This window comes from Geodermatophilus maliterrae, from assembly GCF_041018925.1.
Lineage (GTDB): Bacteria > Actinomycetota > Actinomycetes > Mycobacteriales > Geodermatophilaceae > Geodermatophilus > Geodermatophilus maliterrae.
The window spans coordinates 22,709-45,629 of the sequence record NZ_JBFNXQ010000004.1 but is presented as its reverse complement, the minus strand read 5'-3'; the positions used below and the strand labels follow the sequence as shown (position 1 = coordinate 45,629).

24 protein-coding genes are annotated in these 22,921 nt (G+C 70.4%); 3 read left to right on the top strand and 21 right to left on the bottom strand.

Annotated features, from left to right (window positions below):
* Positions 1-7 precede the first annotated feature (7 nt).
* The 19 genes from ABQ292_RS02285 to rpsL all read right to left on the bottom strand — a co-directional run bounded on the left by ABQ292_RS02285 (position 8) and on the right by rpsL (position 11,880).
* Positions 8-193 carry a type Z 30S ribosomal protein S14 gene (locus tag ABQ292_RS02285; RefSeq protein WP_012950469.1) on the bottom strand — a complete coding sequence of 62 codons (186 nt, stop codon included), beginning with the start codon at positions 191-193 and terminating at the stop codon, positions 8-10.
* Positions 194-212: 19 nt separating this feature from the next.
* The gene (rplE, locus tag ABQ292_RS02280) at positions 213-797 is read right to left on the bottom strand and encodes a 50S ribosomal protein L5 (RefSeq protein ID WP_369202795.1); all 585 of its coding nucleotides are present in this window, start codon (positions 795-797) and stop codon (positions 213-215) included.
* 5 nt (positions 798-802) lie between these two features.
* Positions 803-1,144: a 50S ribosomal protein L24 gene (gene rplX / locus ABQ292_RS02275; protein WP_438940560.1), complete on the bottom strand. Its 342-nt coding sequence runs from the start codon at positions 1,142-1,144 to the stop codon at positions 803-805.
* Positions 1,145-1,146: 2 nt separating this feature from the next.
* Positions 1,147-1,515 (bottom strand): 50S ribosomal protein L14, encoded by a 369-nt coding sequence (gene rplN / locus ABQ292_RS02270; protein WP_072919076.1) that lies wholly within the window; start codon positions 1,513-1,515, stop codon positions 1,147-1,149.
* 220 nt (positions 1,516-1,735) lie between these two features.
* On the bottom strand, positions 1,736-2,035 hold the full coding sequence (gene rpsQ / locus ABQ292_RS02265; RefSeq protein WP_369202793.1) for a 30S ribosomal protein S17: 300 nt from the start codon (positions 2,033-2,035) through the stop codon (positions 1,736-1,738).
* Positions 2,032-2,265, bottom strand: a complete 234-nt coding sequence (rpmC, locus tag ABQ292_RS02260; RefSeq protein WP_040338545.1) for a 50S ribosomal protein L29 — start codon at positions 2,263-2,265, stop codon at positions 2,032-2,034. The genes rpsQ and rpmC overlap by 4 nt, the downstream gene beginning before the upstream one ends.
* Positions 2,265-2,681 (bottom strand): 50S ribosomal protein L16, encoded by a 417-nt coding sequence (rplP, locus tag ABQ292_RS02255; RefSeq protein ID WP_014377986.1) that lies wholly within the window; start codon positions 2,679-2,681, stop codon positions 2,265-2,267. The genes rpmC and rplP overlap by 1 nt, the downstream gene beginning before the upstream one ends.
* Positions 2,682-2,684: 3 nt before the next feature.
* Complete coding sequence (rpsC, locus tag ABQ292_RS02250; protein ID WP_369202790.1) at positions 2,685-3,593, bottom strand: 30S ribosomal protein S3; 909 nt, start codon at positions 3,591-3,593, stop codon at positions 2,685-2,687.
* On the bottom strand, positions 3,593-4,072 hold the full coding sequence (gene rplV, locus ABQ292_RS02245; RefSeq protein WP_438940559.1) for a 50S ribosomal protein L22: 480 nt from the start codon (positions 4,070-4,072) through the stop codon (positions 3,593-3,595). The genes rpsC and rplV overlap by 1 nt, the downstream gene beginning before the upstream one ends.
* 28 nt (positions 4,073-4,100) lie before the next feature.
* Positions 4,101-4,382 (bottom strand): 30S ribosomal protein S19, encoded by a 282-nt coding sequence (rpsS, locus tag ABQ292_RS02240; RefSeq protein ID WP_091362959.1) that lies wholly within the window; start codon positions 4,380-4,382, stop codon positions 4,101-4,103.
* 23 nt (positions 4,383-4,405) lie between these two features.
* A complete protein-coding gene (gene rplB / locus ABQ292_RS02235) occupies positions 4,406-5,239 on the bottom strand; it encodes a 50S ribosomal protein L2 (protein WP_204691742.1) in 834 nt (277 codons plus the stop codon).
* 71 nt (positions 5,240-5,310) lie between these two features.
* Positions 5,311-5,613 carry a 50S ribosomal protein L23 gene (rplW, locus tag ABQ292_RS02230; RefSeq protein ID WP_204691743.1) on the bottom strand — a complete coding sequence of 101 codons (303 nt, stop codon included), beginning with the start codon at positions 5,611-5,613 and terminating at the stop codon, positions 5,311-5,313.
* A complete protein-coding gene (gene rplD, locus ABQ292_RS02225; protein ID WP_369202787.1) occupies positions 5,610-6,401 on the bottom strand; it encodes a 50S ribosomal protein L4 in 792 nt (263 codons plus the stop codon). The genes rplW and rplD overlap by 4 nt, the downstream gene beginning before the upstream one ends.
* Positions 6,398-7,063, bottom strand: a complete 666-nt coding sequence (gene rplC / locus ABQ292_RS02220; protein ID WP_369202785.1) for a 50S ribosomal protein L3 — start codon at positions 7,061-7,063, stop codon at positions 6,398-6,400. Before rplC ends, rplD begins: the two co-directional genes overlap by 4 nt.
* A gap of 15 nt (positions 7,064-7,078) precedes the next feature.
* The gene (gene rpsJ, locus ABQ292_RS02215; protein ID WP_014742859.1) at positions 7,079-7,384 is read right to left on the bottom strand and encodes a 30S ribosomal protein S10; all 306 of its coding nucleotides are present in this window, start codon (positions 7,382-7,384) and stop codon (positions 7,079-7,081) included.
* A 168-nt stretch (positions 7,385-7,552) separates the two neighbouring features.
* Positions 7,553-8,746 (bottom strand): elongation factor Tu, encoded by a 1,194-nt coding sequence (gene tuf / locus ABQ292_RS02210; RefSeq protein WP_369202783.1) that lies wholly within the window; start codon positions 8,744-8,746, stop codon positions 7,553-7,555.
* A gap of 91 nt (positions 8,747-8,837) precedes the next feature.
* Complete coding sequence (gene fusA / locus ABQ292_RS02205; RefSeq protein WP_369202781.1) at positions 8,838-10,937, bottom strand: elongation factor G; 2,100 nt, start codon at positions 10,935-10,937, stop codon at positions 8,838-8,840.
* Between the two features lie 98 nt (positions 10,938-11,035).
* Positions 11,036-11,506, bottom strand: coding sequence for a 30S ribosomal protein S7 (gene rpsG, locus ABQ292_RS02200; RefSeq protein ID WP_073421335.1), 471 nt, complete (start codon positions 11,504-11,506; stop codon positions 11,036-11,038).
* A complete protein-coding gene (gene rpsL, locus ABQ292_RS02195; RefSeq protein ID WP_012950487.1) occupies positions 11,506-11,880 on the bottom strand; it encodes a 30S ribosomal protein S12 in 375 nt (124 codons plus the stop codon). The genes rpsG and rpsL overlap by 1 nt, the downstream gene beginning before the upstream one ends.
* Positions 11,881-12,499: 619 nt before the next feature.
* On the opposite strand from rpsL, the gene ABQ292_RS02190 reads away from it, so the two are divergent.
* From ABQ292_RS02190 to ABQ292_RS02180, 3 genes are all read left to right on the top strand, one after another.
* Positions 12,500-13,465 carry a chymotrypsin family serine protease gene (locus tag ABQ292_RS02190; protein ID WP_369202778.1) on the top strand — a complete coding sequence of 322 codons (966 nt, stop codon included), beginning with the start codon at positions 12,500-12,502 and terminating at the stop codon, positions 13,463-13,465.
* Positions 13,466-13,601: 136 nt separating this feature from the next.
* Entirely contained in the window at positions 13,602-13,832 is a 231-nt protein-coding gene (locus ABQ292_RS02185; RefSeq protein ID WP_369202776.1) for a hypothetical protein, read from the top strand.
* Between the two features lie 97 nt (positions 13,833-13,929).
* The gene (locus ABQ292_RS02180; protein ID WP_369202774.1) at positions 13,930-14,973 is read left to right on the top strand and encodes an LLM class F420-dependent oxidoreductase; all 1,044 of its coding nucleotides are present in this window, start codon (positions 13,930-13,932) and stop codon (positions 14,971-14,973) included.
* Between the two features lie 233 nt (positions 14,974-15,206).
* On the opposite strand, the gene ABQ292_RS02175 is transcribed toward ABQ292_RS02180, so the two are convergent.
* On the bottom strand, positions 15,207-19,112 hold the full coding sequence (locus tag ABQ292_RS02175) for a DNA-directed RNA polymerase subunit beta' (RefSeq protein ID WP_369202772.1): 3,906 nt from the start codon (positions 19,110-19,112) through the stop codon (positions 15,207-15,209).
* Positions 19,113-19,259: 147 nt separating this feature from the next.
* The gene (rpoB, locus tag ABQ292_RS02170) at positions 19,260-22,769 is read right to left on the bottom strand and encodes a DNA-directed RNA polymerase subunit beta (RefSeq protein WP_438940558.1); all 3,510 of its coding nucleotides are present in this window, start codon (positions 22,767-22,769) and stop codon (positions 19,260-19,262) included.
* Positions 22,770-22,921 lie beyond the last annotated feature (152 nt).

Here is a 22,921-nt window from a genome sequence, read left to right as displayed (position 1 = left end):
GGGTCCTTCACCAGCTGGACTTGCTCACGCCCGGCAGCTCGCCGGCGTGCGCCATCTCCCGCAGGCAGATCCGGCACAGGCCGAACTTGCGGAAGACCGAGTGCGGACGACCGCAGCGCTGGCAGCGGGTGTACCCGCGGACCGCGAACTTGGGCTTGCGGGCCGCCTTGTTGATCAGAGCCTTCTTGGCCATCTGTCTCTCCTGCCCCGGCTCAGCGGGTCGTGGTCACGACGGTGAGGCCGGCGAAGGGGAAACCGAGCAGGCGGAGCAGCTCGCGACCCTCCTCGTCGGTCGTGGCGGTGGTGACGAGGGTGATGTCCATGCCGCGGGGACGGTCGATCTTGTCGACGTCGATCTCGCGGAACATCGACTGCTCGGTCAGCCCGAAGGTGTAGTTGCCGTGGCCGTCGAACTGCCGGGCGTTGAGGCCGCGGAAGTCGCGGATGCGGGGCAGCGCCAGCGCCAGGAGCCGGTCGAGGAACTCCCACATGCGGTCACCGCGGAGGGTGACCTTCGCGCCGATGGGCATGCCCTCGCGCAGCTTGAACTGGGCGATGGACTTGCGCGCCCGGACGACGGCCGGCCGCTGGCCGGTGATGGCGGTGAGGTCGCGGACCGCGCCGTCCATCAGCTTGGCGTCGCGGGTGGCCTCGCCGACGCCCATGTTGACCACGATCTTGGTCAGCCGCGGGATCTGCATGACGTTCTCGTAGCCGAACTCCTCCTGGAGGGCCGGCACGATCGACTCGCGGTAGTGCGACAGCAGGCGCGGGAGCTCGCGGGTGGGTGCAGTCATGGTCCTCAGAGGTCCTTACCGGTCCGCCGCGACACCCGGATGTTGCGGCCTTCCTCGTCCTTGCGGTGGCCGACCCGGGTCGGCTTGCCCTCGGAGTCGATCACCATCACGTTGCTGACGTGGATGGGAGCCTCCTGGGTGACGATCCCGCCCGACTGTGCGCCCCGCTGGTTCGAGCTGATGCGGGTGTGCTTCTTGACGCGGCCGACGCCCTCGACGAGGACCTTCTGCAGCTTGGGGTAGGCGGCGATCACGCGGCCCCTGGCGCCCTTGTCCTTGCCGGACAGCACCACGACCGTGTCGCCCTTCTTGACCTTCATGGACGGCGTCCTGCCGGTGTTGGCCATGGTCAGAGCACCTCCGGTGCGAGCGAGATGATCCGCATGAAGCGCTTGTCGCGCAGCTCCCGGCCGACGGGACCGAAGATGCGGGTCCCGCGCGGGTCGCCGCTGTCGCGGATGATGACCGCGGCGTTCTCGTCGAAGCGGATGTAGGAGCCGTCGGGACGACGCCGCTCCTTCGCCGTGCGGACCACGACGGCCTTGACCACGTCGCCGCGCTTGACGCCGGCACCGGGCAGCGCGTCCTTGACGGTCGCCACGATGACGTCGCCGATGCCCGCGTAGCGCCGCCCGGAGCCGCCGAGCACCCGGATGCAGAGGATCTCCTTCGCACCGGTGTTGTCGGCGACCCGGAGCCGCGACTCCTGCTGGATCACGTCCTACTCCCAATCTCAGTGGTGACAGCCGGGCCGGAACGGTGAACCGGCTGTCCGGCACCCACGTGCGGACGCACCGGCAGCTGATGCCGCCGGTGCGTCCGACACGGGTACCGGGATGTGACGCACTCCCGGAGGGGCGCCAGTCGTCCAGGGTACCCGGTCCCGCGACCTCGCCCTGAGGGCATGGGTCACAGGGGCCGGACGACCCCGATCGGTGCTACTTGGCCTTCTCGAGGACCTCGACCAGCCGCCACCGCTTGGTGGCCGACAGCGGCCGGGTCTCCATGATCTGCACGCGGTCACCGATGCCGGCGACCCCCTGCTCGTCGTGGGCCTTGAGCTTGCTGGTGCGACGGAGGACCTTGCCGTAGAGGCCGTGCTTCACGCGGTCCTCGACCTCGACGACGATGGTCTTGTCCATCTTGTCGCTGACGACCAGGCCCTCACGGACCTTGCGGTAGCCACGACCGGCCAGGCCGGGGCCGCTGGCGACAGCGGTGTTCTCGGGCTCGCTCATGCCACACCCTCGTTCGGGGCGACCGAGAGACCCAGCTCGCGCTCGCGCATGATCGTGTAGATCCGGGCGATGTCGCGGCGGACGGTCTGCAGCCGCCGGTTGTTGTCCAGCTGGCCGGTGGCCACCTGGAACCTCAGGTTGAACAGCTCTTCCTTGGACTCACGCAGCCGTGTGGCGAGCTCGTCGGCCGAGAGCTCGCGCAGCTCCGGGGCGGTCAGGCCGGCGGCCATCACACCTCTCCTTCACGCGTGATGAAGCGGCACTTCATGGGCAGCTTGTGGATGGCGCGGCGCATGGCCTCGCGGGCCACCGGCTCGGCCACACCGGAGAGCTCGAAGAGCACCCGGCCCGGCTTGACGTTGGCCACCCACCACTCCGGCGAGCCCTTGCCGGAACCCATGCGGGTCTCGGCCGGCTTCTTGGTCAGCGGACGGTCCGGGTAGATCGAGATCCACACCTTGCCGCCACGCCGGATGTGGCGGGTCATGGCGATACGGGCGGACTCGATCTGCCGGTTGGTCACGTACGCCGGCTCCAGGGCCTGGATGGCGTACTCACCGAAGTTGATCTCGGTGCCGCCCTTGGCCCGGCCGGAGCGGCTCGGGTGGTGCTGCTTGCGGTGCTTGACGCGCCGTGGGATCAGCACGTGTCAGCCCTCCGTCGTGGTCTCGGCCGCGGTCGTCTCGGCCGCGGCGGTCGCCTCGGGCCCGGCGGCCTGGGCGACGGTCTGCTCGGACGCCCCCTCACCGGAGGTCACCGCCACGGTGCTGTCGGCGGTCTCCGGGCCGGTCGAGGACTCGGCCGCGGCGCGGCCGGCCTCGGTGCCGCCGGCGGTCGTGCCGCTGGAGCCCGACCGGCGGGGGCGCTGCGGCCGCTCACGGCGCTGCTGCCGGGCGGCGAGGGCCTCGAGGGCCTCCCGCTCGGCACGCGAGCCGCTGACGTCGCCCTTGTAGATCCACACCTTCACGCCGATCCGGCCGAAGGTGGTGCGGGCCTCGTAGAGGCCGTAGTCGATGTTCGCCCGGAGGGTGTGCAGCGGCACCCGACCCTCGCGGTAGAACTCCGACCGGCTCATCTCGGTACCACCCAGGCGCCCGGAGCACTGCACCCGGATGCCCTTGACCTGCGGGCTGCGCTGCGCCGACTGCATGGCCTTGCGCATGGCGCGGCGGAAGCTGACGCGGCTGGACAGCTGCTCGGCCACGGCCTGTGCGACGAGCTGGGCGTCGGCCTCGGGGTTCTTCACCTCGAGGATGTTCAGCTGCACCTGCTTGCCGGTCAGCTTCTCCAGCTCACCGCGGATGCGGTCGGCCTCCGCGCCGCGACGGCCGATGACGATGCCCGGCCGGGCGGTGTGGATGTCGACGCGGACCCGGTCACGGGTGCGCTCGATCTCCACCTTCGAGATGCCGGCGCGCTCCATGCCCTTGGACATGAGCTTGCGGATGGCCACGTCTTCCTTGACGTAGTCCTTGTAGAGCTTGTCGGCGTACCACCGGGACTTGTAGTCGGTGGTGATGCCCAGGCGGAACCCGTGCGGGTTGACCTTCTGACCCACTAGCGGGTCCCTCCCCTCGTGTTGGAGCGCTGCTGCGTGCCCTGCTGCTGCGCAGCCGGGCCGGACTGGCCGGTGCGACGGCGCGCGGTGCGCGACTTGCCGGCGAGCTCGGCGCTGGTGCCGACCTCGGTCACCTCGACGGTGATGTGGCTGGTCCGCTTGTTGATGCGGTAGGCCCGGCCCTGGGCACGCGGACGGATCCGCTTGAGCGTCGGGCCCTCGTCGACGTAGGCGGCGCTCACGATCAGCGCAGCCGGGTCGAGCCGCAGGTTGTGCTCGGCGTTGGCCACCGCGCTGGCGACGACCTTGGCCACCGGCTCGCTGGCCGCCTGCGGGGCGAACCGCAGCAGGGCCAGGGCCTCGTCGGTGGGCAGGTAGCGGATGAGGTCCACCACCCGGCGTGCCTTCATGGGGGCGACGCGGACGAACCGGGCGGTGGCCCGGGCGACCTGCGTCTCCTCTCCCAGCTGGGAAGTCATCTCGTGTCTCTCTCTCCCGGGACCGTGGTCAGCCCCGCCGCGACCGGCGGTCGTCCTTGACGTGGCCCCGGAAGGTCCGGGTGGGGGCGAACTCGCCGAGCTTGTGCCCGACCATCGCCTCGGTCACGAAGACCGGGACGTGCTTGCGCCCGTCGTGCACGGCGATGGTGTGGCCGAGCATGTCGGGGATGATCGTCGAGCGCCGCGACCAGGTGCGGATGACGGTCTTGGTGCCCTTGTCGTTCTGTGCGTCCACCTTGGCGAGCAGGTGGTCGTCGACGAACGGGCCCTTCTTCAGGCTGCGTGGCATGTCTGTCGGACTCCTCTACCCGCTCAGCGCTTCTTGTTGGTGCGGCGACGGCGCACGATCAGGGCGTCGCTGGCCTTGCGCTTGCGCGTCCGGCCCTCCGGCTTGCCCTTCGGGTTCACCGGGTGGCGACCCCCGGAGGTCTTGCCCTCACCACCACCGTGGGGGTGGTCGACCGGGTTCATGGCGACGCCACGGACGGTCGGGCGCTTGCCCTTCCACCGCATGCGGCCGGCCTTGCCCCAGTTGATGTTGGACTGCTCGGCGTTGCCCACCTCGCCGACCGTCGCGCGGCAGCGGACGTCGACGTTGCGGATCTCGCCCGAGGGCATGCGCAGCTGCGCGAACCGGCCCTCACGGGCGACCAGCTGGACGCTGGTGCCCGCCGAGCGCGCGATCTTGGCGCCGCCACCGGGACGGAGCTCGATGGCGTGCACGACCGTGCCGACCGGGATGTTGCGCAGCGGCAGGTTGTTGCCGGGCTTGATGTCGGCCGCGGGGCCGCACTCCACCGTGTCGCCCTGCTTGAGCCGCGCCGGCGCGAGGATGTACCGCTTCTCGCCGTCGGCGAAGTGCAGCAGCGCGATGCGCGACGTGCGGTTCGGGTCGTACTCGATGTGCGCGACCTTCGCCGGCACGCCGTCCTTGTCCGCCCGACGGAAGTCGATGAGACGGTAGGCGCGCTTGTGGCCGCCGCCCTGGTGGCGGGCGGTGACCTTCCCGTGCACGTTGCGTCCGCCGCGACCGTGCAGCGGCCGGACCAGCGACTTCTCGGGATGGTCGCGGGTGACCTCGGCGAAGTCGGCGACGCTGGAGCCGCGGCGGCCCGGCGTCGTCGGCTTGTACTTGCGGATGGCCATGGGTCTGCAGTCCCTGTCTGTTCTCTCTGGTCCGGATCAGTGGTCTCGGGCGCGGGTCGGCGTCGGCCGGCTCAGGCGCCCGGGCCGCCGAAGATCTCGATGCGGTCGCCGGGGGCCACCGAGACGATGGCGCGCTTGGTGTCCTTGCGCTTGCCCATGCGGGTGCCGCGGCTGCGCTTGCGCTTGCCCTGGCGGTTCGCGGTGTTCACGGCCAGGACCTTCACGTTGAAGACCTGCTCGACCGCGATCTTGATCTGCGTCTTGTTCGCCTCGGGGAGGACCACGAACGTGTACTGGTTGTCGTCCAGCAGCCCGTAGCTCTTCTCGGAGATGACCGGGGACAGCAGGACGTCCCGGGGGTCGCGGACGCTCATGCCTTGTCCTCGGTGGTGTCGGTGGCGATGTCGAGGTCGGTGGTGCCCTCGGCCGGCTGCATCGACGGGATCGCACCCGGGATGTCCGGGGTGGTCAGGTCGGGCTTGTGCAGCGAGACGGCACCGCCGTGGGGACCGGCGACGAACTCGGCGAGCGCGGCCTCGGTGAAGACCACCTCGTCGCTGAGCAGGACGTCGTAGGTGTTGAGCTGACCGGCCTCGAGCAGGTGCACCCGCTGCTCGTTGCGCAGGCTTACCCAGTTGAGGACGTCGTCGCGGTCGAGGACCACGAGCACCCGCTTGGCCGAGGTGATCGCGTCGAGCGTGGCCAGCGCCGCCTTGGTCTTCGGGGCGTCCCCGTCGACGAAGGTGGTGACCACGTGCACGCGGCCCTCGCGGGCCCGGTCGGACAGCGCCCCGCGCAGGGCGGCGGCCTTCATCTTCTTGGGCGTGCGCTGCGAGTAGTCGCGCGGCTGGGGCCCGTGGACGGTTCCACCACCGGTGAACTGCGGGGCGCGGATCGAGCCCTGACGGGCGCGGCCGGTGCCCTTCTGGCGGTAGGGCTTGACGCCACCACCCCTGACGGCACCGCGCGTCTTCGTCGCGTGCGTGCCCTGGCGGGCGGCGGCCAGCTGCGCGACGACCACCTGGTGCATGAGCGAGACGTTGGCGGTCGTGTCGAACAGGGCGCCGGGCAGCGTGACGCTGCCGGCGGTCTCCCCGCCCGGCGCGCGGACGTCGACCTGGCGGTCGGCGCGCGCGGCCTCGGTCGTGGTCGACTGGGTCACTGGTTGTCACTCCCCACGGGGCCGCCCTTGACCGCCGAACGGACGAGCAGGAGCCCACCCTTCGGGCCGGGGACGGCGCCCTTGATCAGGATGAGGCCGCGCTCGGCGTCGACCTTGTGGACCACGAGCGAGAGCGTCGTCGTCTTGACCGCGCCCATGCGGCCGGCCATGCGCAGGCCCTTGAACACACGGCCCGGGGTGGACGCGCCACCGATCGAGCCGGGCGAGCGGTGCTTGCGCTGGGTGCCGTGCGCGGCGCCGAGGCCCTTGAAGCCGTGACGCTTCATGACGCCGGCGGTGCCCTTGCCCTTGCTGGTGCCGATGACGTCGACCTTGGCCACGCCGTCGAACACCTCGGCGGTCAGCTCCTGGCCGACCGTGTACTGCGCGGCGTCCTCCGTGCGCAGCTCCACCAGGTGGCGCCGCGGCGTGACGCCCGCCTTGGCGAAGTGCCCGCCCTCGGGCTTGTTCACCTTGCGGGGGTCGATCTCGCCGAAGCCGAGCTGGAGGGCCGAGTAGCCGTCCACCTCGGGGGTGCGCACCTGCGTCACCACGCACGGACCCGCCTTGACGACGGTGACCGGCACCATGCGGTTGTTCTCGTCGAACACCTGGGTCATCCCCAGCTTCTCGCCGAGGAGCCCGCGGAACGTACTCGCCATGACTGGTCTCGGTCCTTACTGGATGTTCACGTCGACCGAGGCCGGCAGGTCGATGCGCATGAGCGCGTCGACCGTCTTCGGCGTCGGGTCGAGGATGTCGATGAGGCGCTTGTGCGTGCGCATCTCGAAGTGCTCGCGCGAGTCCTTGTACTTGTGCGGCGAGCGGATGACGCAGTACACGTTCTTCTCCGTCGGCAGCGGCACCGGGCCGACGACGCGCGCACCGGTCTTGGTGACCGTGTCGACGATGCGCCGCGCCGAGGCGTCGATGGCCTCGTGGTCGTAGGCCTTCAGCCGGATGCGGATCTTCTGTCCCGCCATCGCTGTCTTCTGCTCCTGCCGATCGGTGTTGTCCGTAGCTGGGGAACGCCGGGTGTGTCCGGACGTCATCCGGTCAGGGCCCCAGCGGGTGGGTGGCCGTGCGCACAGGCGCCGGCCACCCGGGGACGGGCGGCGGTGCGGGGTCGCACCGCCGCCCGTCGGGTGGTGTTACTTGAGGATCTTGGTGACGCGACCGGCGCCGACGGTGCGGCCACCCTCACGGATGGCGAACCGCAGGCCCTCCTCCATGGCGATCGGCTGGATGAGCTCGACCGTCATCTCGGTGTTGTCGCCCGGCATGACCATCTCGGTGCCGGCCGGCAGGGTCACGACGCCCGTGACGTCCGTGGTCCGGAAGTAGAACTGGGGCCGGTAGTTGTTGAAGAACGGCGTGTGACGGCCACCCTCGTCCTTCGAGAGGATGTAGACCGAACCCTCGAAGTTGGTGTGCGGGGTGATCGAGCCGGGCTTCACGACGACCTGGCCGCGCTCCACGTCCTCGCGCTTGATGCCGCGCAGCAGCAGGCCCACGTTGTCGCCGGCCTGGCCCTGGTCGAGCAGCTTGCGGAACATCTCGACGCCGGTGACGGTGGTCGAGGTCGAGTTCGGGCGGATGCCGACGATCTCGACGGTCTCGGAGACCTTGACGATGCCGCGCTCCACGCGACCGGTGACGACGGTGCCGCGACCGGTGATGGTGAAGACGTCCTCGACGGGCATGAGGAAGGGCTTGTCGATCTCACGCTCCGGCTCGGGGATCGCCGTGTCGACGGCGGTCATGAGCTCCATGAGCTTGTCGCCCCACTCGGCGTCGCCCTCGAGGGCCTTCAGCGCCGAGACGCGGACCACGGGGACGTCGTCGCCCGGGAACTCGTACTCGGACAGCAGCTCGCGGACCTCCAGCTCGACGAGCTCGAGGATCTCCTCGTCGTCGACCATGTCGGCCTTGTTCAGCGCCACGACGATGTAGGGGACGCCGACCTGGCGGGCCAGGAGGACGTGCTCCTTGGTCTGCGGCATCGGGCCGTCGGTCGCGGCGACCACCAGGATGGCGCCGTCCATCTGCGCCGCACCGGTGATCATGTTCTTGATGTAGTCGGCGTGCCCGGGGCAGTCGACGTGAGCGTAGTGACGGTTCTCCGTCTGGTACTCGACGTGGGCGATCGAGATCGTGATGCCGCGGGCCTTCTCCTCGGGCGCCTTGTCGATCTGGTCGAAGGCCGACGCCTCGTTGAGGTCCGGGTACTTGTCGTGCAGCACCTTGGTGATCGCCGCGGTCAGCGTGGTCTTGCCGTGGTCGATGTGCCCGATGGTGCCGATGTTGACGTGCGGCTTGGTCCGCTCGAACTTGGCCTTGGCCACTGGGTTCCTCTCCTCGTGGTGTCGCAGTCGTGCGCGAACTCTGGGGTGGGGCTTGCTGGGGGCCGGGCGGGGACGCACCCCGCCCGGCGGGTCACTCGCCGGTGGCCTTGGCGATGATCTCCTTGGCCACGTTCTGCGGGACCTCGGCGTACGAGTCGAACACCATGGTGTAGCTCGCCCGCCCCTGGGTGCGGCTGCGCAGGTCGCCCACGTAGCCGAACATCTCCGAGAGCGGGACCAGGGCCCGGACGACGCGGGCGCCGGAGCGCTCCTCCATCGCCTGGATCATCCCGCGCCGGGAGTTCAGGTCGCCGATGACGTCGCCCATGTAGTCCTCGGGCGTGACGACCTCGACGGCCATCATCGGCTCGAGCAGGGCCGGGCTGGCCTTGCGGGCGGCCTCCTTGAAGACCATCGAGCCGGCGATCTTGAAGGCCATCTCCGAGGAGTCGACCTCGTGGTACTGGCCGTCGACGAGGGTCGCCTTGACGCCCACCATCGGGTAGCCGGCGAGGATGCCGTACTGCATGGCGTCCTGCATGCCCTGGTCGACCGAGGGGATGTACTCCCTCGGGATGCGACCACCGGTGACGGCGTTGACGAACTCGTAGGTCGGGCCGTCGGCGGCGACCTCCAGCGGCTCGATGCTGACCTGCACCTTGGCGAACTGGCCGGACCCACCCGTCTGCTTCTTGTGGGTGTAGTCGACCTTCTCGACCAGCTTGCGGATGGTCTCGCGGTAGGCCACCTGCGGCTTGCCGACGTTGGCCTCGACCTTGAACTCGCGCCGCATGCGGTCGACGAGGATCTCCAGGTGGAGCTCGCCCATGCCGGAGATGACCGTCTGGCCGGTCTCCTCGTCGAGCTTCACCTGGAAGGTCGGGTCCTCCTCGGCCAGCTTCTGGATGGCCGTGCCCAGCTTCTCCTGGTCGCCCTTGGTCTTGGGCTCGATGGCGACCGAGATGACCGGGGCCGGGAAGGTCATCGACTCGAGGATCACCGGGTTCTGCGGGTCGCAGAGGGTGTCACCCGTGGTCGTCTGCTTCAGCCCGACGACGGCGACGATCTGACCGGCACCCACGCCCGCACGCTCCTCGCGCTTGTTGGCGTGCATCTGGTAGATCTTGCCGATCCGCTCCTTGCGGTCCTTGGTGCTGTTGAGCACCGGGGACCCGGAGCTGAGCCGGCCGGAGTAGACCCGGACGTAGGTCAGCTTGCCGAGGTGCTGGTCGGTCTGGATCTTGAAGGCCAGGGCCGAGAACGGCTCGTCCTCGTCGGCGTGCCGCAGGACCTCGGTCTCGCCGTCCATGGCTGTGCCGACGATGGCCTCGACGTCCAGCGGGCTGGGCAGGTAGTCGGTCACCGCGTCGAGCAGGGGCTGGATGCCCTTGTTCTTGAACGCCGTGCCGGTGAGCACCGGGTTGACCTGCGCGGCGATGGTCGCCTTGCGGATGGCGGCCTTCAGCCGCTCGACGGAGATCTCCTCGCCGCCGAGGTATGCCTCCATGAGCTCGTCGTCGGTCTCGGCGATGGTCTCGAGCAGCTTCTCGCGGTACTCGGCGGCCTGGTCGGCGAGCTCGGCCGGGATCTCCTCGATGGCGTACTCCTCACCCAGCGCGGTCTCCCCGCGCCAGGTGAGGGCCTTCATCTGCACCAGGTCGACGACGCCGATGAAGTCGGCCTCGGCACCGATGGGCAGCTGCAGCACGGCCGGGTTGGCGCCGAGCCGCTCGACCATCATGTCGATGCAGCGGAAGAAGTCCGCACCGGTGCGGTCGAGCTTGTTGACGAAGCACATGCGCGGGACGCTGTACTTCTCGGCCTGCCGCCAGACCTGCTCGGTCTGCGGCTCGACGCCGGCGACACCGTCGTAGACGGCCACGGCACCGTCGAGCACGCGCAGGGACCGCTCCACCTCGACGGTGAAGTCGACGTGCCCCGGGGTGTCGATGATGTTGATGTCGTGGCCGTTCCAGGAGCACTTCGTCGCGGCGGACGTGATGGTGATGCCGCGCTCCTGCTCCTGCTCCATCCAGTCCATCGTGGCCGCGCCGTCGTGGACCTCACCGATCTTGTAGTTGATACCGGTGTAGAAGAGGATGCGCTCGGTCGTCGTGGTCTTGCCCGCGTCGATGTGCGCCATGATCCCGATGTTGCGGGTCTTGGCGAGCTGGGCCTCGTTGCTGGCCATTCCTCACTCCTCTTTGCTTCGGGTCCGCGTGCGGACGTCCGGGGTGGCCCGGACTCGTCCGCCGGCCGCGGGGTGCTGGCTGGGCCAGCGCGGTGCGACTACCAGCGGTAGTGCGCGAAGGCCTTGTTCGACTCGGCCATCTTGTGGGTGTCCTCGCGGCGCTTGACCGCGGCACCGAGGCCGTTGCTGGCGTCGAGCAGCTCGTTCATGAGGCGCTCGGTCATCGTCTTCTCCCGGCGGGCGCGGCTGTACTGGATCAGCCAGCGCAGGCCGAGTGTGGTGCTCCGGGAGGCGCGGACCTCGACCGGGACCTGGTAGGTCGCACCACCCACGCGGCGGCTGCGGACCTCGAGAGCCGGCTTGACGTTGTCCAGCGCGCGCTTGAGCGTGACCACCGGGTCGGTGTCGGTCTTGGCGCGGGCACCTTCGAGGGCGCCGTAGACGATCGCCTCGGCGACCGAGCGCTTGCCGTCGACGAGCACCTTGTTCACCAGCTGGGTGACCAGCGGCGACTGGTAGACCGGGTCGGCGACCAGCGGACGGCGCGGCGCGGGGCCCTTGCGCGGCATTAGCTCTTCTCCTTCTTCGCGCCGTAGCGGCTACGGGCCTGCTTGCGGTTGCGGACACCCTGGGTGTCCAGCGAGCCACGGATGATCTTGTAGCGCACACCCGGGAGGTCCTTCACGCGACCGCCGCGCACGAGCACCATCGAGTGCTCCTGCAGGTTGTGGCCGACGCCCGGGATGTAGGCGGTCACCTCGATGCCACTGGTGAGGCGGACGCGAGCGACCTTGCGCAGCGCCGAGTTCGGCTTCTTCGGCGTCGTGGTGTACACGCGGGTGCACACGCCGCGACGCTGAGGGGAGCCCTTCAACGCCGGGGTCTTGGTCTTCTCGACCTTGTCCTCGCGGCCCTTGCGGACCAGCTGGTTGATCGTGGGCATGGGTGGCCTGGATCTCCTACCTGCGCTGCGGTGGTGCTGCGGACGGTGCTGCTGTCGTGTCGCCGGTGCCGGTCCTGCCGGGGCCGGCCGCTCGCGGCCACACCCACCGTCCGGTCCCCGCGGTCGGGCGTGTCGCCCTTCCCGGGACCGGCCCGTGAGTCGAACCGGATCGGTCGCCCCCCGCGACTCGGCGCCGCCACCTCCGGCGACCGTCCTCGTGGACGGTCCGGCCGGTGGGGACCCGCGGGCCAGGAGGACGGACCTCCGGACACCCAGGCGCACCGCGAACGGGAGCAGGCCCAGGGCACCCTGGGCACGGCTCACCACGATACCCGCGTGCTCGGAGCCGGTCAAAGCCGGGTCCCGGGCACCGGACGGGCAGGCGGACCTGCCTCCCGGACGGGACACCGGGCACAACGGCGCAGGGGTCCGGGGCATTCCGGACGCCGACGGCCGGGACACGGCGGCGGGGTGGCGAGGACTGTACCGCGGCGCGGCCCGGACGCCAGGGCTCCCACACCGTCGACGGCGACGGCCTCCACCGCACCCGCCCGCGACTGTCACCCCCTCCCCCTACCGTCGGTCGCAGTAATGCAACCCACAGCAACGGAGGTCACCCGTGCTCATCGACTCGGCGCGCGAGCTCAAGGCGCGTCTGTCCGCGCGGCTGGCCGAGGGGTTCCCCCCGGTCACCGCCAGCGACCTGGGCGGCCGGGTGTGGACCCGGCCGGCGATCGGACTGGTCCCGGTGGCGCCGGGACGGGCCCACCTGGCCATCCGGGTGGCCGCTGCCGACGACGCCCGGGTGTTCCTCACCGATCTCGACGACGCGGTGCGCGCCGAGGTCGACGTCCGGGTGACCGGGCCGATAGTGCCGCAGTCCTCCCCCACCCCGGGCCGGCTGCAGCAGCGCACCCGCCCGCTGGTCCCCGGGCTCTCGGTGGCCCATCCCGCCGTGAGCGCGGGGACGCTCGGCGGGTTCGTCCGGCTCGACGGGCGGCTGGCCGTCCTGTCCAACAACCACGTCCTGGCCGCCAGCGACGCCGGTGCGGTGGGAGACGCCGTCCTGCAGCCCGGCCCGGCCGACGGCGGCGTGCCGGCCGACCGGGTCGCCAGGCTCGCCGCCGTCCAGCGGTTCACCGGCTCCCGCAACCGCGTGGACGCCGCGGTCGCCGTCCTCGACGAGGGCGTCGGCGCCGAGCCCGGCCGACTGCCGGGCGGGCCGCTGGGCACCACGGTGCCCGACGGGGTCGAGGTCGAGCCGGACGAGGAGGTGGAGAAGCTCGGCCGGACGACCGGGCACACCCGGGGCCGGATCACCGCCGTCGAGGTCGACGGGGTCGCCGTCCAGTACGACGACGGCGTGTACTTCTTCGACGACCAGATCGAGATCGAGGGGCTGGCGGGGACCTTCTCCCTCGGCGGCGACAGCGGCTCGGTCATCTGGCGCAGTGCCGACCGCGCGCCGCTGGCACTGCTCTTCGCCGGGAGCAGCGAGGGCGGCAGCAACGGCGCCGGGCTGACCTTCGCCAACCCGCTGTCGACCGTGCTGTCCACCCTCGGGGTGGAGTGGGTCGCCTCCTGAGGTCCTCCCCCGGGTCGGGGGGATGTCGCTCCGGGCGGGGACGGGGCACCATGGGGAGGTGACCGAGCCCGCGCGGCCGCCCGGGGCTCCCCGCTCCCCCGGGCGCCCGGCCGCCGGGCGTCAGCGAGGAGACCTCGTGACCGACCGTGCCACCGCCCGCGCCGCCAAGCAGACCCTCGTCGCCCAGCTGTCCACCCAGTCGGGGGTGGTCGGCATCGGCCTGGCACGGCGCGACACCGGCTACGTCGTCAAGGTCGACGTCGCCGACGCGGACGCGGCCGGCCGGGTCCCCCGCGACGTCGACGGCGTCCGCGTGGTCACCGAGGTCGTCGGCGTGATCCGGCCCCTGCGCAGCCGCACCGCCTGACCTCGCGGCGGCCCTCCCGAGCCCGCCGGCCCGCTCCCCGGCACCCGCTACGGTCGCGCTGGCGCCGACGAGGGCGCCGCCGACCAGAGGAGTGCAGGTGCGCATCGGCATCCAGGCCAGTTACGCGGGGGGTTTCCGGGAGACGGCGGCCGAGATCGTCGACCTGGAGGCCGCAGGTCTCGACCTGGCCATGTGCGCGGAGGTCTACACCTTCGACGCCGTCAGCCAGCTCGGCTACCTGGCCGCCGTCACCGAGCGGGTCGAGCTGATGAGCGCCATCCTGCCGATCTACAGCCGCACCCCCGCGCTGACGGCGATGACCGCGGCCGGCCTGGACTTCGTCTCCGGCGGCCGCTTCACCCTCGGCCTGGGCGCCTCGGGCCCGCAGGTCATCGAGGGGTGGCACGGCGTCCCCTACGACGCCCCGCTGCAGCGCACCCGCGAGATCGTCGAGATTTGCCGCCAGGTGTGGCGGCGCGAGCGGCTCGTGCACGAGGGGCCCAAGTACACCGTCCCGCTGCCGGCCGACCAGGGCACCGGTCTCGGCAAGCCGCTCAAGCTGATCAACACCCCCGTCCGCGAGCGGATCCCGGTCATGCTCGCGGCCCTGGGGCCCAAGAACGTGGAGCTGGCCGCCGAGATCGCCGAGGTGTGGGAGCCCATCTGGTTCATGCCGGAGAGGGCCGACGCCGTCTGGGGGGACTCGCTGCGCGCCGGGAAAGCCAAGCGCGACCCCGAGCTGGGTGAGCTGCAAGTGATCTGCGGCGTCCCGGTGGCCATCGGCGAGGACGTCGACCACCTGCACGACCAGGTCCGCCCGAACCTGGCGCTCTACGTCGGCGGCATGGGCGCCAAGGGCAAGAACTTCTACAACGACCTCGCCCGGCGCTACGGCTTCGAGGAGGCCGCCGAGACCGTCCAGGAGCTCTACCTCTCCGGGCGCAAGGACGAGGCCGCTGCCGCACTGCCCGAGGAGTTCGTGCGGTCGGTGTCGCTCATCGGTCCCGAGTCGCACGTCGCCGAGCGGGTGGCCGCCTACGCCGAGGCCGGCGTCACCACCATCGCCCTGCAGCCGCTCGACGACAGTCGCGAGGGCCGGCTGCGCACCGTCGAGACCATGCGCAGGCTCGCCGACCGGTAGCTGGGGGCCTCCTCCGGTTCTGTCACGTCATGGGCGCGGCCTCGGGACCGTGCCGGTCCGGTAGTACCGGCCGACGCCGTCCTCCCCCACCGCAGCGGGTCCTCCTCGACCGCCCACCGTCGGGGAGGACACGCCAGGATCAGGTCACCTGATCGTCGCCGCTCCCCGACGCCGGACACGGAAGGGCCCCCGGACCGAGTGGTCCGGGGGCCCTCCTCACGTGCTACGGAGCCTCAGCCCCGCCAGTCGTACTCCTCGAGGCGCACGGCCTCACCGGAGCCCGCCCCGAAGACGTCGGGGCTGTAGTACTGCCCGTCGTCGTACCCGGCCATCGTGTAGACGGCGGCGCGGGCCTCCTCGGTCGGCTCGACCGTGATGTTCCGGTAGCGGCTGATGCCCGTACCCGCCGGGATCAGCTTGCCGATGATCACGTTCTCCTTGAGGCCGAGCAGGCTGTCGCTCTTGCCCTGGATCGCGGCGTCGGTGAGCACCTTCGTCGTCTCCTGGAAGGAGGCCGCCGACAGCCACGACTCGGTCGCGAGCGAGGCCTTGGTGATGCCCATCAGCACCGGACGGGCCGAGGCCGGCTCGCCGCCCTCGGCGACGACGCGGCGGTTCTCCGTCTCGAAGATCGTCCGCTCGACCAGCGCACCGGGGAGGAACTCCGTGGCGCCCGAGTCGATGATGGTCACCCGCTTGAGCATCTGGCGGATGATCACCTCGATGTGCTTGTCGTGGATGGACACGCCCTGGCTGCGGTAGACCTCCTGGACCTCGCGGACCAGGTGCAGCTGCACCTCGCGCGGGCCCATGATCCGCAGCACCTCGTGCGGGTCCACCGCACCCTCGGTGAGCTGCTCGCCGACCTCGACGTGCGCGCCGTCCTCGACCCGCAGCCGCGACCGGCGCGACAGCTTGTCGTAGACGACGTCGTCGGAGCCGTCGTCCGGGGTGATGGTCAGCTTCCGGAACTGCTCGCCGTCCTCGATGCGGACGCTGCCGGCCAGCTCGGCGATCGGGGCCTTGCCCTTGGGGACGCGGGCCTCGAAGAGCTCCACCACACGCGGCAGGCCGTGGGTGATGTCCTCACCCGCGACACCACCGGTGTGGAAGGTGCGCATCGTCAGCTGGGTGCCGGGCTCGCCGATGGACTGGGCGGCGATGATGCCGACCGCCTCACCGACGTCGACCAGCTTGCCGGTCGCCAGCGACCGGCCGTAGCAGGTCGCGCAGGTGCCGAGCAGCGACTCGCAGGTCAGGACGCAGCGGACCTTGACCTCGCTGACCCCGGCCTCGACGAGCGCGCTGATCAGCACGTCGCCGAGGTCCTGACCGGCCTGCGCGACGAGCGTGCCGTCCTCGGCCGTCACGTCGGCGGCCAGGGAACGGGCGTAGACGCCGGTCTCGACGTGCGGGTCGCGGGTCAGCTGACCGTCGACCACCGTCGCGATCGGCATGAGCACGCCGCGCTCGGTGCCGCAGTCCTCCTCGCGGATGATGACGTCCTGGGAGACGTCGACAAGCCGGCGGGTGAGGTACCCGGAGTCCGCGGTCCGCAGGGCGGTGTCGGCCAGACCCTTGCGCGCGCCGTGCGTGGAGATGAAGTACTCCAGCACCGACAGACCCTCCCGGAAGTTGGCCTTGATCGGCCGCGGGATGATCTCGCCCTTCGGGTTGGCGACCAGACCACGCATGCCGGCGATCTGGCTGATCTGCATCATGTTGCCCCGGGCGCCCGAGTTGACCATGACCCAGACCGGGTTGGTGGTGGGGAAGTTGTCCACCATCGCCTGGCTGACCTCGGCCCGCGCGCGGGTCCAGATCTCGATCAGCTCACCGCGGCGCTCGGCGTCGGTGATGACACCGCGCTCGTACTGCCGCTCGATCTGCCGGGCCTCGGCCTCGTGGCGGTCGAGGATCTCCTGCTTGGCCGGCGGGGTGACGACGTCGTCGATGGCGATCGTGACGCCCGAGCGGGTGGCCCAGCGGAAGCCGGCCGACTTGAGGGCGTCCAGCGTCGCCGCGACCTGCACCTTGGGGTAGCGCTCGGCGAGGTCGTTGACGATCGCCCCGAGCTCCTTCTTCGGCACCTGGTAGTTGACGAAGCGGTAGTCCTCGGGCAGGGCCTCGTTGAACAGCACCCGGCCCAGGCTGGTCTCGACCAGCGCCGGCTGACCGGGGGTCCAGTCCTCCGGCTGCTGCCAGGCGGGGTTGACCTTGCCGTTGTCGACGCCGAACACCTCGTCGAGGCGGATCAGCGCCCGCTCCTGCAGACCCAGCGCACCCATGTCGAACGCCATGATCGCCTCGGCGGTCGAACCGTAGGCGGCCGGACGGCCACCGTCGGCCTCGTACCGGCTGGCCACCAGGGTGGTCAGGTGGTACAGACCCAGCACCATGTCCTGGGTCGGCGCGGTGATCGGGCGACCGTCGGCCGGGCTCAGGATGTTGTTGCTGGACAGCATGAGGATGCGGGCCTCGGCCTGCGCCTCGGCCGACAGCGGCAGGTGAACGGCCATCTGGTCACCGTCGAAGTCCGCGTTGAACGCGGTGCAGACCAGTGGGTGGATCTGGATGGCCTTGCCCTCGACCAGCTGCGGCTCGAAGGCCTGGATGCCCAGGCGGTGCAGCGTCGGCGCCCGGTTCAGCAGGACCGGGTGCTCGGTGATGACCTCCTCGAGCACGTCCCAGACGACGGGACGGGCACGCTCGACCATGCGCTTGGCGGACTTGATGTTCTGCGCGTGGTTGAGGTCGACCAGCCGCTTCATGACGAAGGGCTTGAACAGCTCGAGTGCCATCTGCTTGGGCAGGCCGCACTGGTGCAGCTTGAGCTGCGGGCCGACGACGATGACCGAACGGCCGGAGTAGTCGACGCGCTTGCCGAGCAGGTTCTGGCGGAACCGGCCCTGCTTGCCCTTGAGCAGGTCGCTCAGGGACTTGAGGGGACGGTTGCCCGGGCCGGTGACCGGCCGGCCGCGGCGGCCGTTGTCGAACAGCGCGTCCACGGACTCCTGGAGCATCCGCTTCTCGTTGTTCACGATGATCTCGGGGGCGCCGAGGTCGAGCAGACGCTTGAGCCGGTTGTTCCGGTTGATGACCCGGCGGTACAGGTCGTTCATGTCGCTGGTGGCGAAGCGGCCACCGTCGAGCTGCACCATCGGGCGCAGGTCCGGCGGGATGACCGGGACGCAGTCGAGCACCATGCCCATGGGCGAGTTGCGCGTCTGCTGGAACGCCGCGACGACCTTGAGCCGCTTGAGGGCCCGCAGCTTGCGCTGGCCCTTGCCGTTGCGGATGGTGTCGCGCAGCGACGTGGCCTCGGCGTCGAGGTCGAAGTCGGCCAGCAGCTTCTGCAGGGCCGCGGCACCCATGCCGCCCTCGAAGTACTCACCGAAGCGGTCGCGCAGCTCGCGGTAGAGGCCCTCGTCGGCGATGAGCTGCTTGACCTCGAGCTTGCGGAAGGTGTCGAGCACCTCCTCGAGGCGGTCGATCTCCCGCTGGGCACGGTCCCGCAGCTGGCGCATCTCGCGCTCGCCGCCCTCGCGCACCTTGCGGCGGACGTCGGACTTGGCGCCCTCCGCCTCGAGCTCGGCGAGGTCGGCCTCCAGCTTCTGCTGGCGGGCCTCGACGTCGGCGTCGCGGCGGTTCTCGAGGTTGGACTTCTCCGCGCTGATCTCGGCCTCGACGGTCGGGAGGTCGCGGTGGCGGGCCTCGTCGTCGACCGAGGTGATCAGGTAGGCGGCGAAGTAGATGATCTTCTCGAGGTCCTTGGGCGCCAGGTCGAGCAGGTAGCCCAGGCGCGAGGGGACGCCCTTGAAGAACCAGATGTGCGTGACCGGCGCGGCCAGCTCGATGTGGCCCATCCGCTCGCGGCGGACCTTGGCCCGGGTCACCTCGACGCCGCAGCGCTCACAGATGATGCCCTTGAAGCGGACGCGCTTGTACTTGCCGCAGTAGCACTCCCAGTCCCGCGTGGGACCGAAGATCTTCTCGCAGAAGAGACCGTCCTTCTCCGGACGGAGGGTGCGGTAGTTGATGGTCTCGGGCTTCTTCACCTCACCGTGCGACCACTGGCGGATGTCGTCGCCGGTGGCCAGACCGATGCGGAGCTCGTCGAAGAAGTTGACGTCGAGCACTGAGTGGACCCCTTTCCCGGGGCTCGGTTACTGCACTTCTCGCTGATGGCTTCGGGGGCGCCGGCCGGCCCCGGGGGCCCGGGGCCCGGCCGGCTGACCCTCTCCCGGCGTCCCCTGAGCGTGCGGGGGGACGCCGGCGGGGGTCCTCTAGACGTCCTCGACGCTGGAGGGCTCGCGGCGGGAGAGGTCGATGCCCAGCTCCTCCGCGGCCCGGAACACCTCGTCGTCGGTGTCGCGCAGCTCGATCGCCTGCCCGTCCCCGGACAGCACCTCGACGTTGAGGCAGAGCGACTGCAGCTCCTTGAGCAACACCTTGAACGACTCGGGGATGCCCGGCTCGGGGATGTTCTCGCCCTTGACGATGGCCTCGTAGACCTTGACGCGGCCGAGGATGTCGTCGGACTTGATGGTCAGCAGTTCCTGCAGCGCGTAGGCCGCGCCGTAGGCCTGCATCGCCCAGCACTCCATCTCGCCGAAGCGCTGGCCACCGAACTGCGCCTTACCACCCAGCGGCTGCTGCGTGATCATCGAGTACGGGCCGGTCGACCGGGCGTGGATCTTGTCGTCGACCAGGTGCAGCAGCTTCAGGATGTAGACGTAGCCCACCGAGATCGCCTCGGGGAAGGGCTCCCCGGAGCGGCCGTCGAAGAGCCGCGCCTTGCCGGTCGGCGCGACCATCCGGTCGCCGTCGCGGTTCGGGGTCGTCGAGGCGAGCAGGCCGACGATCTCGTCCTCCTTGGCGCCGTCGAACACCGGCGTCGCCGTCCGGGTGCCCGGGGCGGCCGACTTGGCGGCCTCCGGCAGGTTGACCGCCCAGTCGGGCGTGCCCTCGACCTGCCAGCCCTGCTTGGCGACCCACCCGAGGTGGGTCTCCAGCACCTGGCCGACGTTCATCCGGCCCGGGACGCCGAGCGGGTTGAGGACGATGTCCACCGGGGTGCCGTCCTCGAGGAACGGCATGTCCTCCTGCGGCAGGATCTTCGCGATGACGCCCTTGTTGCCGTGGCGGCCGGCGAGCTTGTCGCCGTCGGAGATCTTGCGCATCTGGGCGACGTAGACCCGGATCAGCTCGTTGACGCCGGCGGGCAGCTCGTCGCCGTCCTCGCGCGAGAACACGCGGACGCCGATGACCTTGCCGGACTCACCGTGCTTGACCTTGAGGCTGGTGTCGCGGACCTCGCGGGCCTTCTCACCGAAGATCGCCCGCAGCAGCCGCTCCTCGGGGGTCAGCTCGGTCTCGCCCTTGGGTGTGACCTTGCCGACGAGGATGTCGCCGGGGACGACCTCGGCGCCGATGCGGATGATGCCGCGCTCGTCGAGGTCGGCGAGGACCTCCTCGGAGACGTTCGGGATGTCCCGGGTGATCTCCTCGGCACCGAGCTTGGTGTCGCGGGCGTCGACCTCGAACTCCTCGATGTGGATCGAGGACAGGACGTCGTCCTGCACGAGGCGCTGCGACAGGATGATCGCGTCCTCGTAGTTGTGGCCCTCCCACGGCATGAAGGCGACGAGCAGGTTCTTGCCCAGCGCCATCTCACCCCGGTCGGTGCACGGCCCGTCGGCGATGACCTGACCGACCTCGACCCGCTGGCCCTCGTCGACGACGGGGGTCTGGTTGATCGAGGTGCCCTGGTTCGAGCGGCGGAACTTCAGCAGCCGGTAGGTCTGCCGGGTGCCGTCGTCGGCCATGACGGTGACGTAGTCGGCGGTCGAGTCCTCGACCACGCCGGCCTTCTCCGCCACGACGACGTCGCCGGCGTCGACGGCGGCCCGCAGCTCCATGCCGGTGCCGACCAGCGGCGCCTCGCTGCGCAGCAGCGGGACGGCCTGGCGCTGCATGTTCGCGCCCATGAGCGCGCGGTTGGCGTCGTCGTGCTCGAGGAACGGGATCATCGCCGTCGCGACCGAGGTCATCTGCCGCGGCGAGACGTCCATGTAGTCGACGTTCTCGGGGACGAGGTAGTCGACCTCACCGCCCTTGGTGCGGACCAGGACGCGGTCCTCGGCGAACCGGCCCTGGGCATCCAGCGGCGAGTTGGCCTGGGCGACGACGAAGCGGTCCTCCTCGTCGGCGGTCAGGTAGTCGATCTGGTCGGTGACCGTGCCGTTCACGACCCGCCGGTAGGGGGTCTCGATGAAGCCGAAGGCGTTGACCCGGCCGTAGGCCGACAGCGAGCCGATCAGGCCGATGTTCGGCCCCTCGGGGGTCTCGATCGGGCACATCCGGCCGTAGTGGCTCGGGTGCACGTCGCGGACCTCCATGCCGGCCCGCTCACGGGACAGACCACCGGGGCCCAGCGCCGACAGGCGGCGCTTGTGGGTCAGGCCCGCGAGGGGGTTGGTCTGGTCCATGAACTGCGAGAGCTGGCTGGTGCCGAAGAACTCCTTGATGGAGGCGACGACCGGCCGGATGTTGATCAGGGTCTGCGGCGTGATCGCCTCGACGTCCTGGGTCGTCATCCGCTCGCGGACGACGCGCTCCATGCGGGAGAGGCCGACCCGGATCTGGTTCTGGATCAGCTCGCCGACGGTGCGCAGGCGGCGGTTGCCGAAGTGGTCGATGTCGTCGACGCCGTGGTCGGGCTCGCCGGCGTGCAGCCGCACGACGTACTCGATGGTGGCGACGATGTCGTCCTCGGTCAGCGTGGAGGTCGGCTGGGGCACCTCGACGCCGAGCTTCTTGTTCACCTTGTAGCGGCCGACCTTGGCCAGGTCGTAGCGCTTGGGGTTGAAGAAGAGGTTCTCCAGCAGCGCCTGGGCGCTCTCCCGCGTCGGCGGCTCGCCCGGCCGCAGCTTGCGGTAGATGTCGAGCAGCGCCTCGTCCTGCCCGGCGACGTGGTCCTTCTCCAGGGTGGCGAGGACGGTGGGCGACCACTGGAAGTGCTCGCGGATGCGGTCCTCGGTCCAGCCCAGCGCCTTGAGGAGCACGGTGACCGGCTGGCGGCGCTTGCGGTCGATGCGCACGCCGACGGTGTCGCGCTTGTCGACGTCGAACTCCAGCCACGCACCGCGGCTGGGGATGACCTTGGCGGTGAAGACGTCCTTGTCCGACGTCTTGTCCAGGGTCTTGTCGAAGTAGACGCCCGGGCTGCGGACCAGCTGCGAGACGACGACGCGCTCGGTCCCGTTGATGACGAACGTGCCCTTGTTCGTCATGATCGGGAAGTCGCCCATGAACACCGTCTGGCTCTTGATCTCGCCGGTGGTGTTGTTCATGAACTCGGCGGTGACGAACAGCGGCGCCGCGTAGGTCATGTCCTTGTCCTTGCACTCCTCGAGGGACGCCTTGACGTCCTCGAAGCGCGGGTTGGAGAAGGACAGCGACATCGAGCCGCTGAAGTCCTCGATCGGGGAGATCTCCTCGAGGATCTCGGCCAGGCCGCCGACGGCGGTGGCCTGCTCCTCGGGCGCCAGGGTGGCCTTCCACTCGGGGCTTCCGACCAGCCAGTCGAAGGAGGCGGTCTGCAGCGCCAGCAGGTCGGGCACCTCGAGGGGCTCGGAGATCTTCGCGAAGGAGACGCGCAGCGGGGCGCCGGGGATCTTCTGCTGGTCGGCCTCACCGGTGCGGGGGCCGGACTGGGGGGCGTACGGGGTGTTCTGGGTGGTGCCGGACGGGGTGGTGCTGGCGGAGATGCTGGTGGGGCGAGAGCCTGCCAAGATGCGTCCTTCCAAGGACCTCACGACGTGCGGGCGGTGGGTGCGGGTTCGTCCTGGGTCGTCGTCGGTGATGGCGGCGCCGTCCGCGGCGTCCGGCCCGCTCGGTCGACGGGGTGTCCAGGAGATCCCGGGCACCCCCAGCGACCCGTCTC

Coding starts and splice junctions, on each gene's coding strand:
- ABQ292_RS02285 (WP_012950469.1), bottom strand. CDS start 193: ATGGCCAAGAAGGCTCTGATCAACAAGGCGGCCCGCAAGCCCAAGTTC.
- rpmC (WP_040338545.1), bottom strand. CDS start 2,265: ATGGCCGCCGGCCTGACCGCCCCGGAGCTGCGCGAGCTCTCGGCCGAC.
- rplE (WP_369202795.1), bottom strand. CDS start 797: ATGACTGCACCCACCCGCGAGCTCCCGCGCCTGCTGTCGCACTACCGC.
- rplV (WP_438940559.1), bottom strand. CDS start 4,072: ATGACTTCCCAGCTGGGAGAGGAGACGCAGGTCGCCCGGGCCACCGCC.
- fusA (WP_369202781.1), bottom strand. CDS start 10,937: ATGGCCAGCAACGAGGCCCAGCTCGCCAAGACCCGCAACATCGGGATC.
- rplX (WP_438940560.1), bottom strand. CDS start 1,144: ATGGCCAACACCGGCAGGACGCCGTCCATGAAGGTCAAGAAGGGCGAC.
- rplB (WP_204691742.1), bottom strand. CDS start 5,239: ATGGCCATCCGCAAGTACAAGCCGACGACGCCGGGCCGCCGCGGCTCC.
- rpsG (WP_073421335.1), bottom strand. CDS start 11,506: ATGCCGCGCAAGGGCCCCGCGCCGCGCCGTCCGCTGGTCGCCGACCCG.
- rplC (WP_369202785.1), bottom strand. CDS start 7,063: ATGGCGAGTACGTTCCGCGGGCTCCTCGGCGAGAAGCTGGGGATGACC.
- rpsJ (WP_014742859.1), bottom strand. CDS start 7,384: ATGGCGGGACAGAAGATCCGCATCCGGCTGAAGGCCTACGACCACGAG.
- rpsQ (WP_369202793.1), bottom strand. CDS start 2,035: ATGAGCGAGCCCGAGAACACCGCTGTCGCCAGCGGCCCCGGCCTGGCC.
- rpsL (WP_012950487.1), bottom strand. CDS start 11,880: ATGCCCACGATCAACCAGCTGGTCCGCAAGGGCCGCGAGGACAAGGTC.
- rpsS (WP_091362959.1), bottom strand. CDS start 4,382: ATGCCACGCAGCCTGAAGAAGGGCCCGTTCGTCGACGACCACCTGCTC.
- rplW (WP_204691743.1), bottom strand. CDS start 5,613: ATGAGCGTCCGCGACCCCCGGGACGTCCTGCTGTCCCCGGTCATCTCC.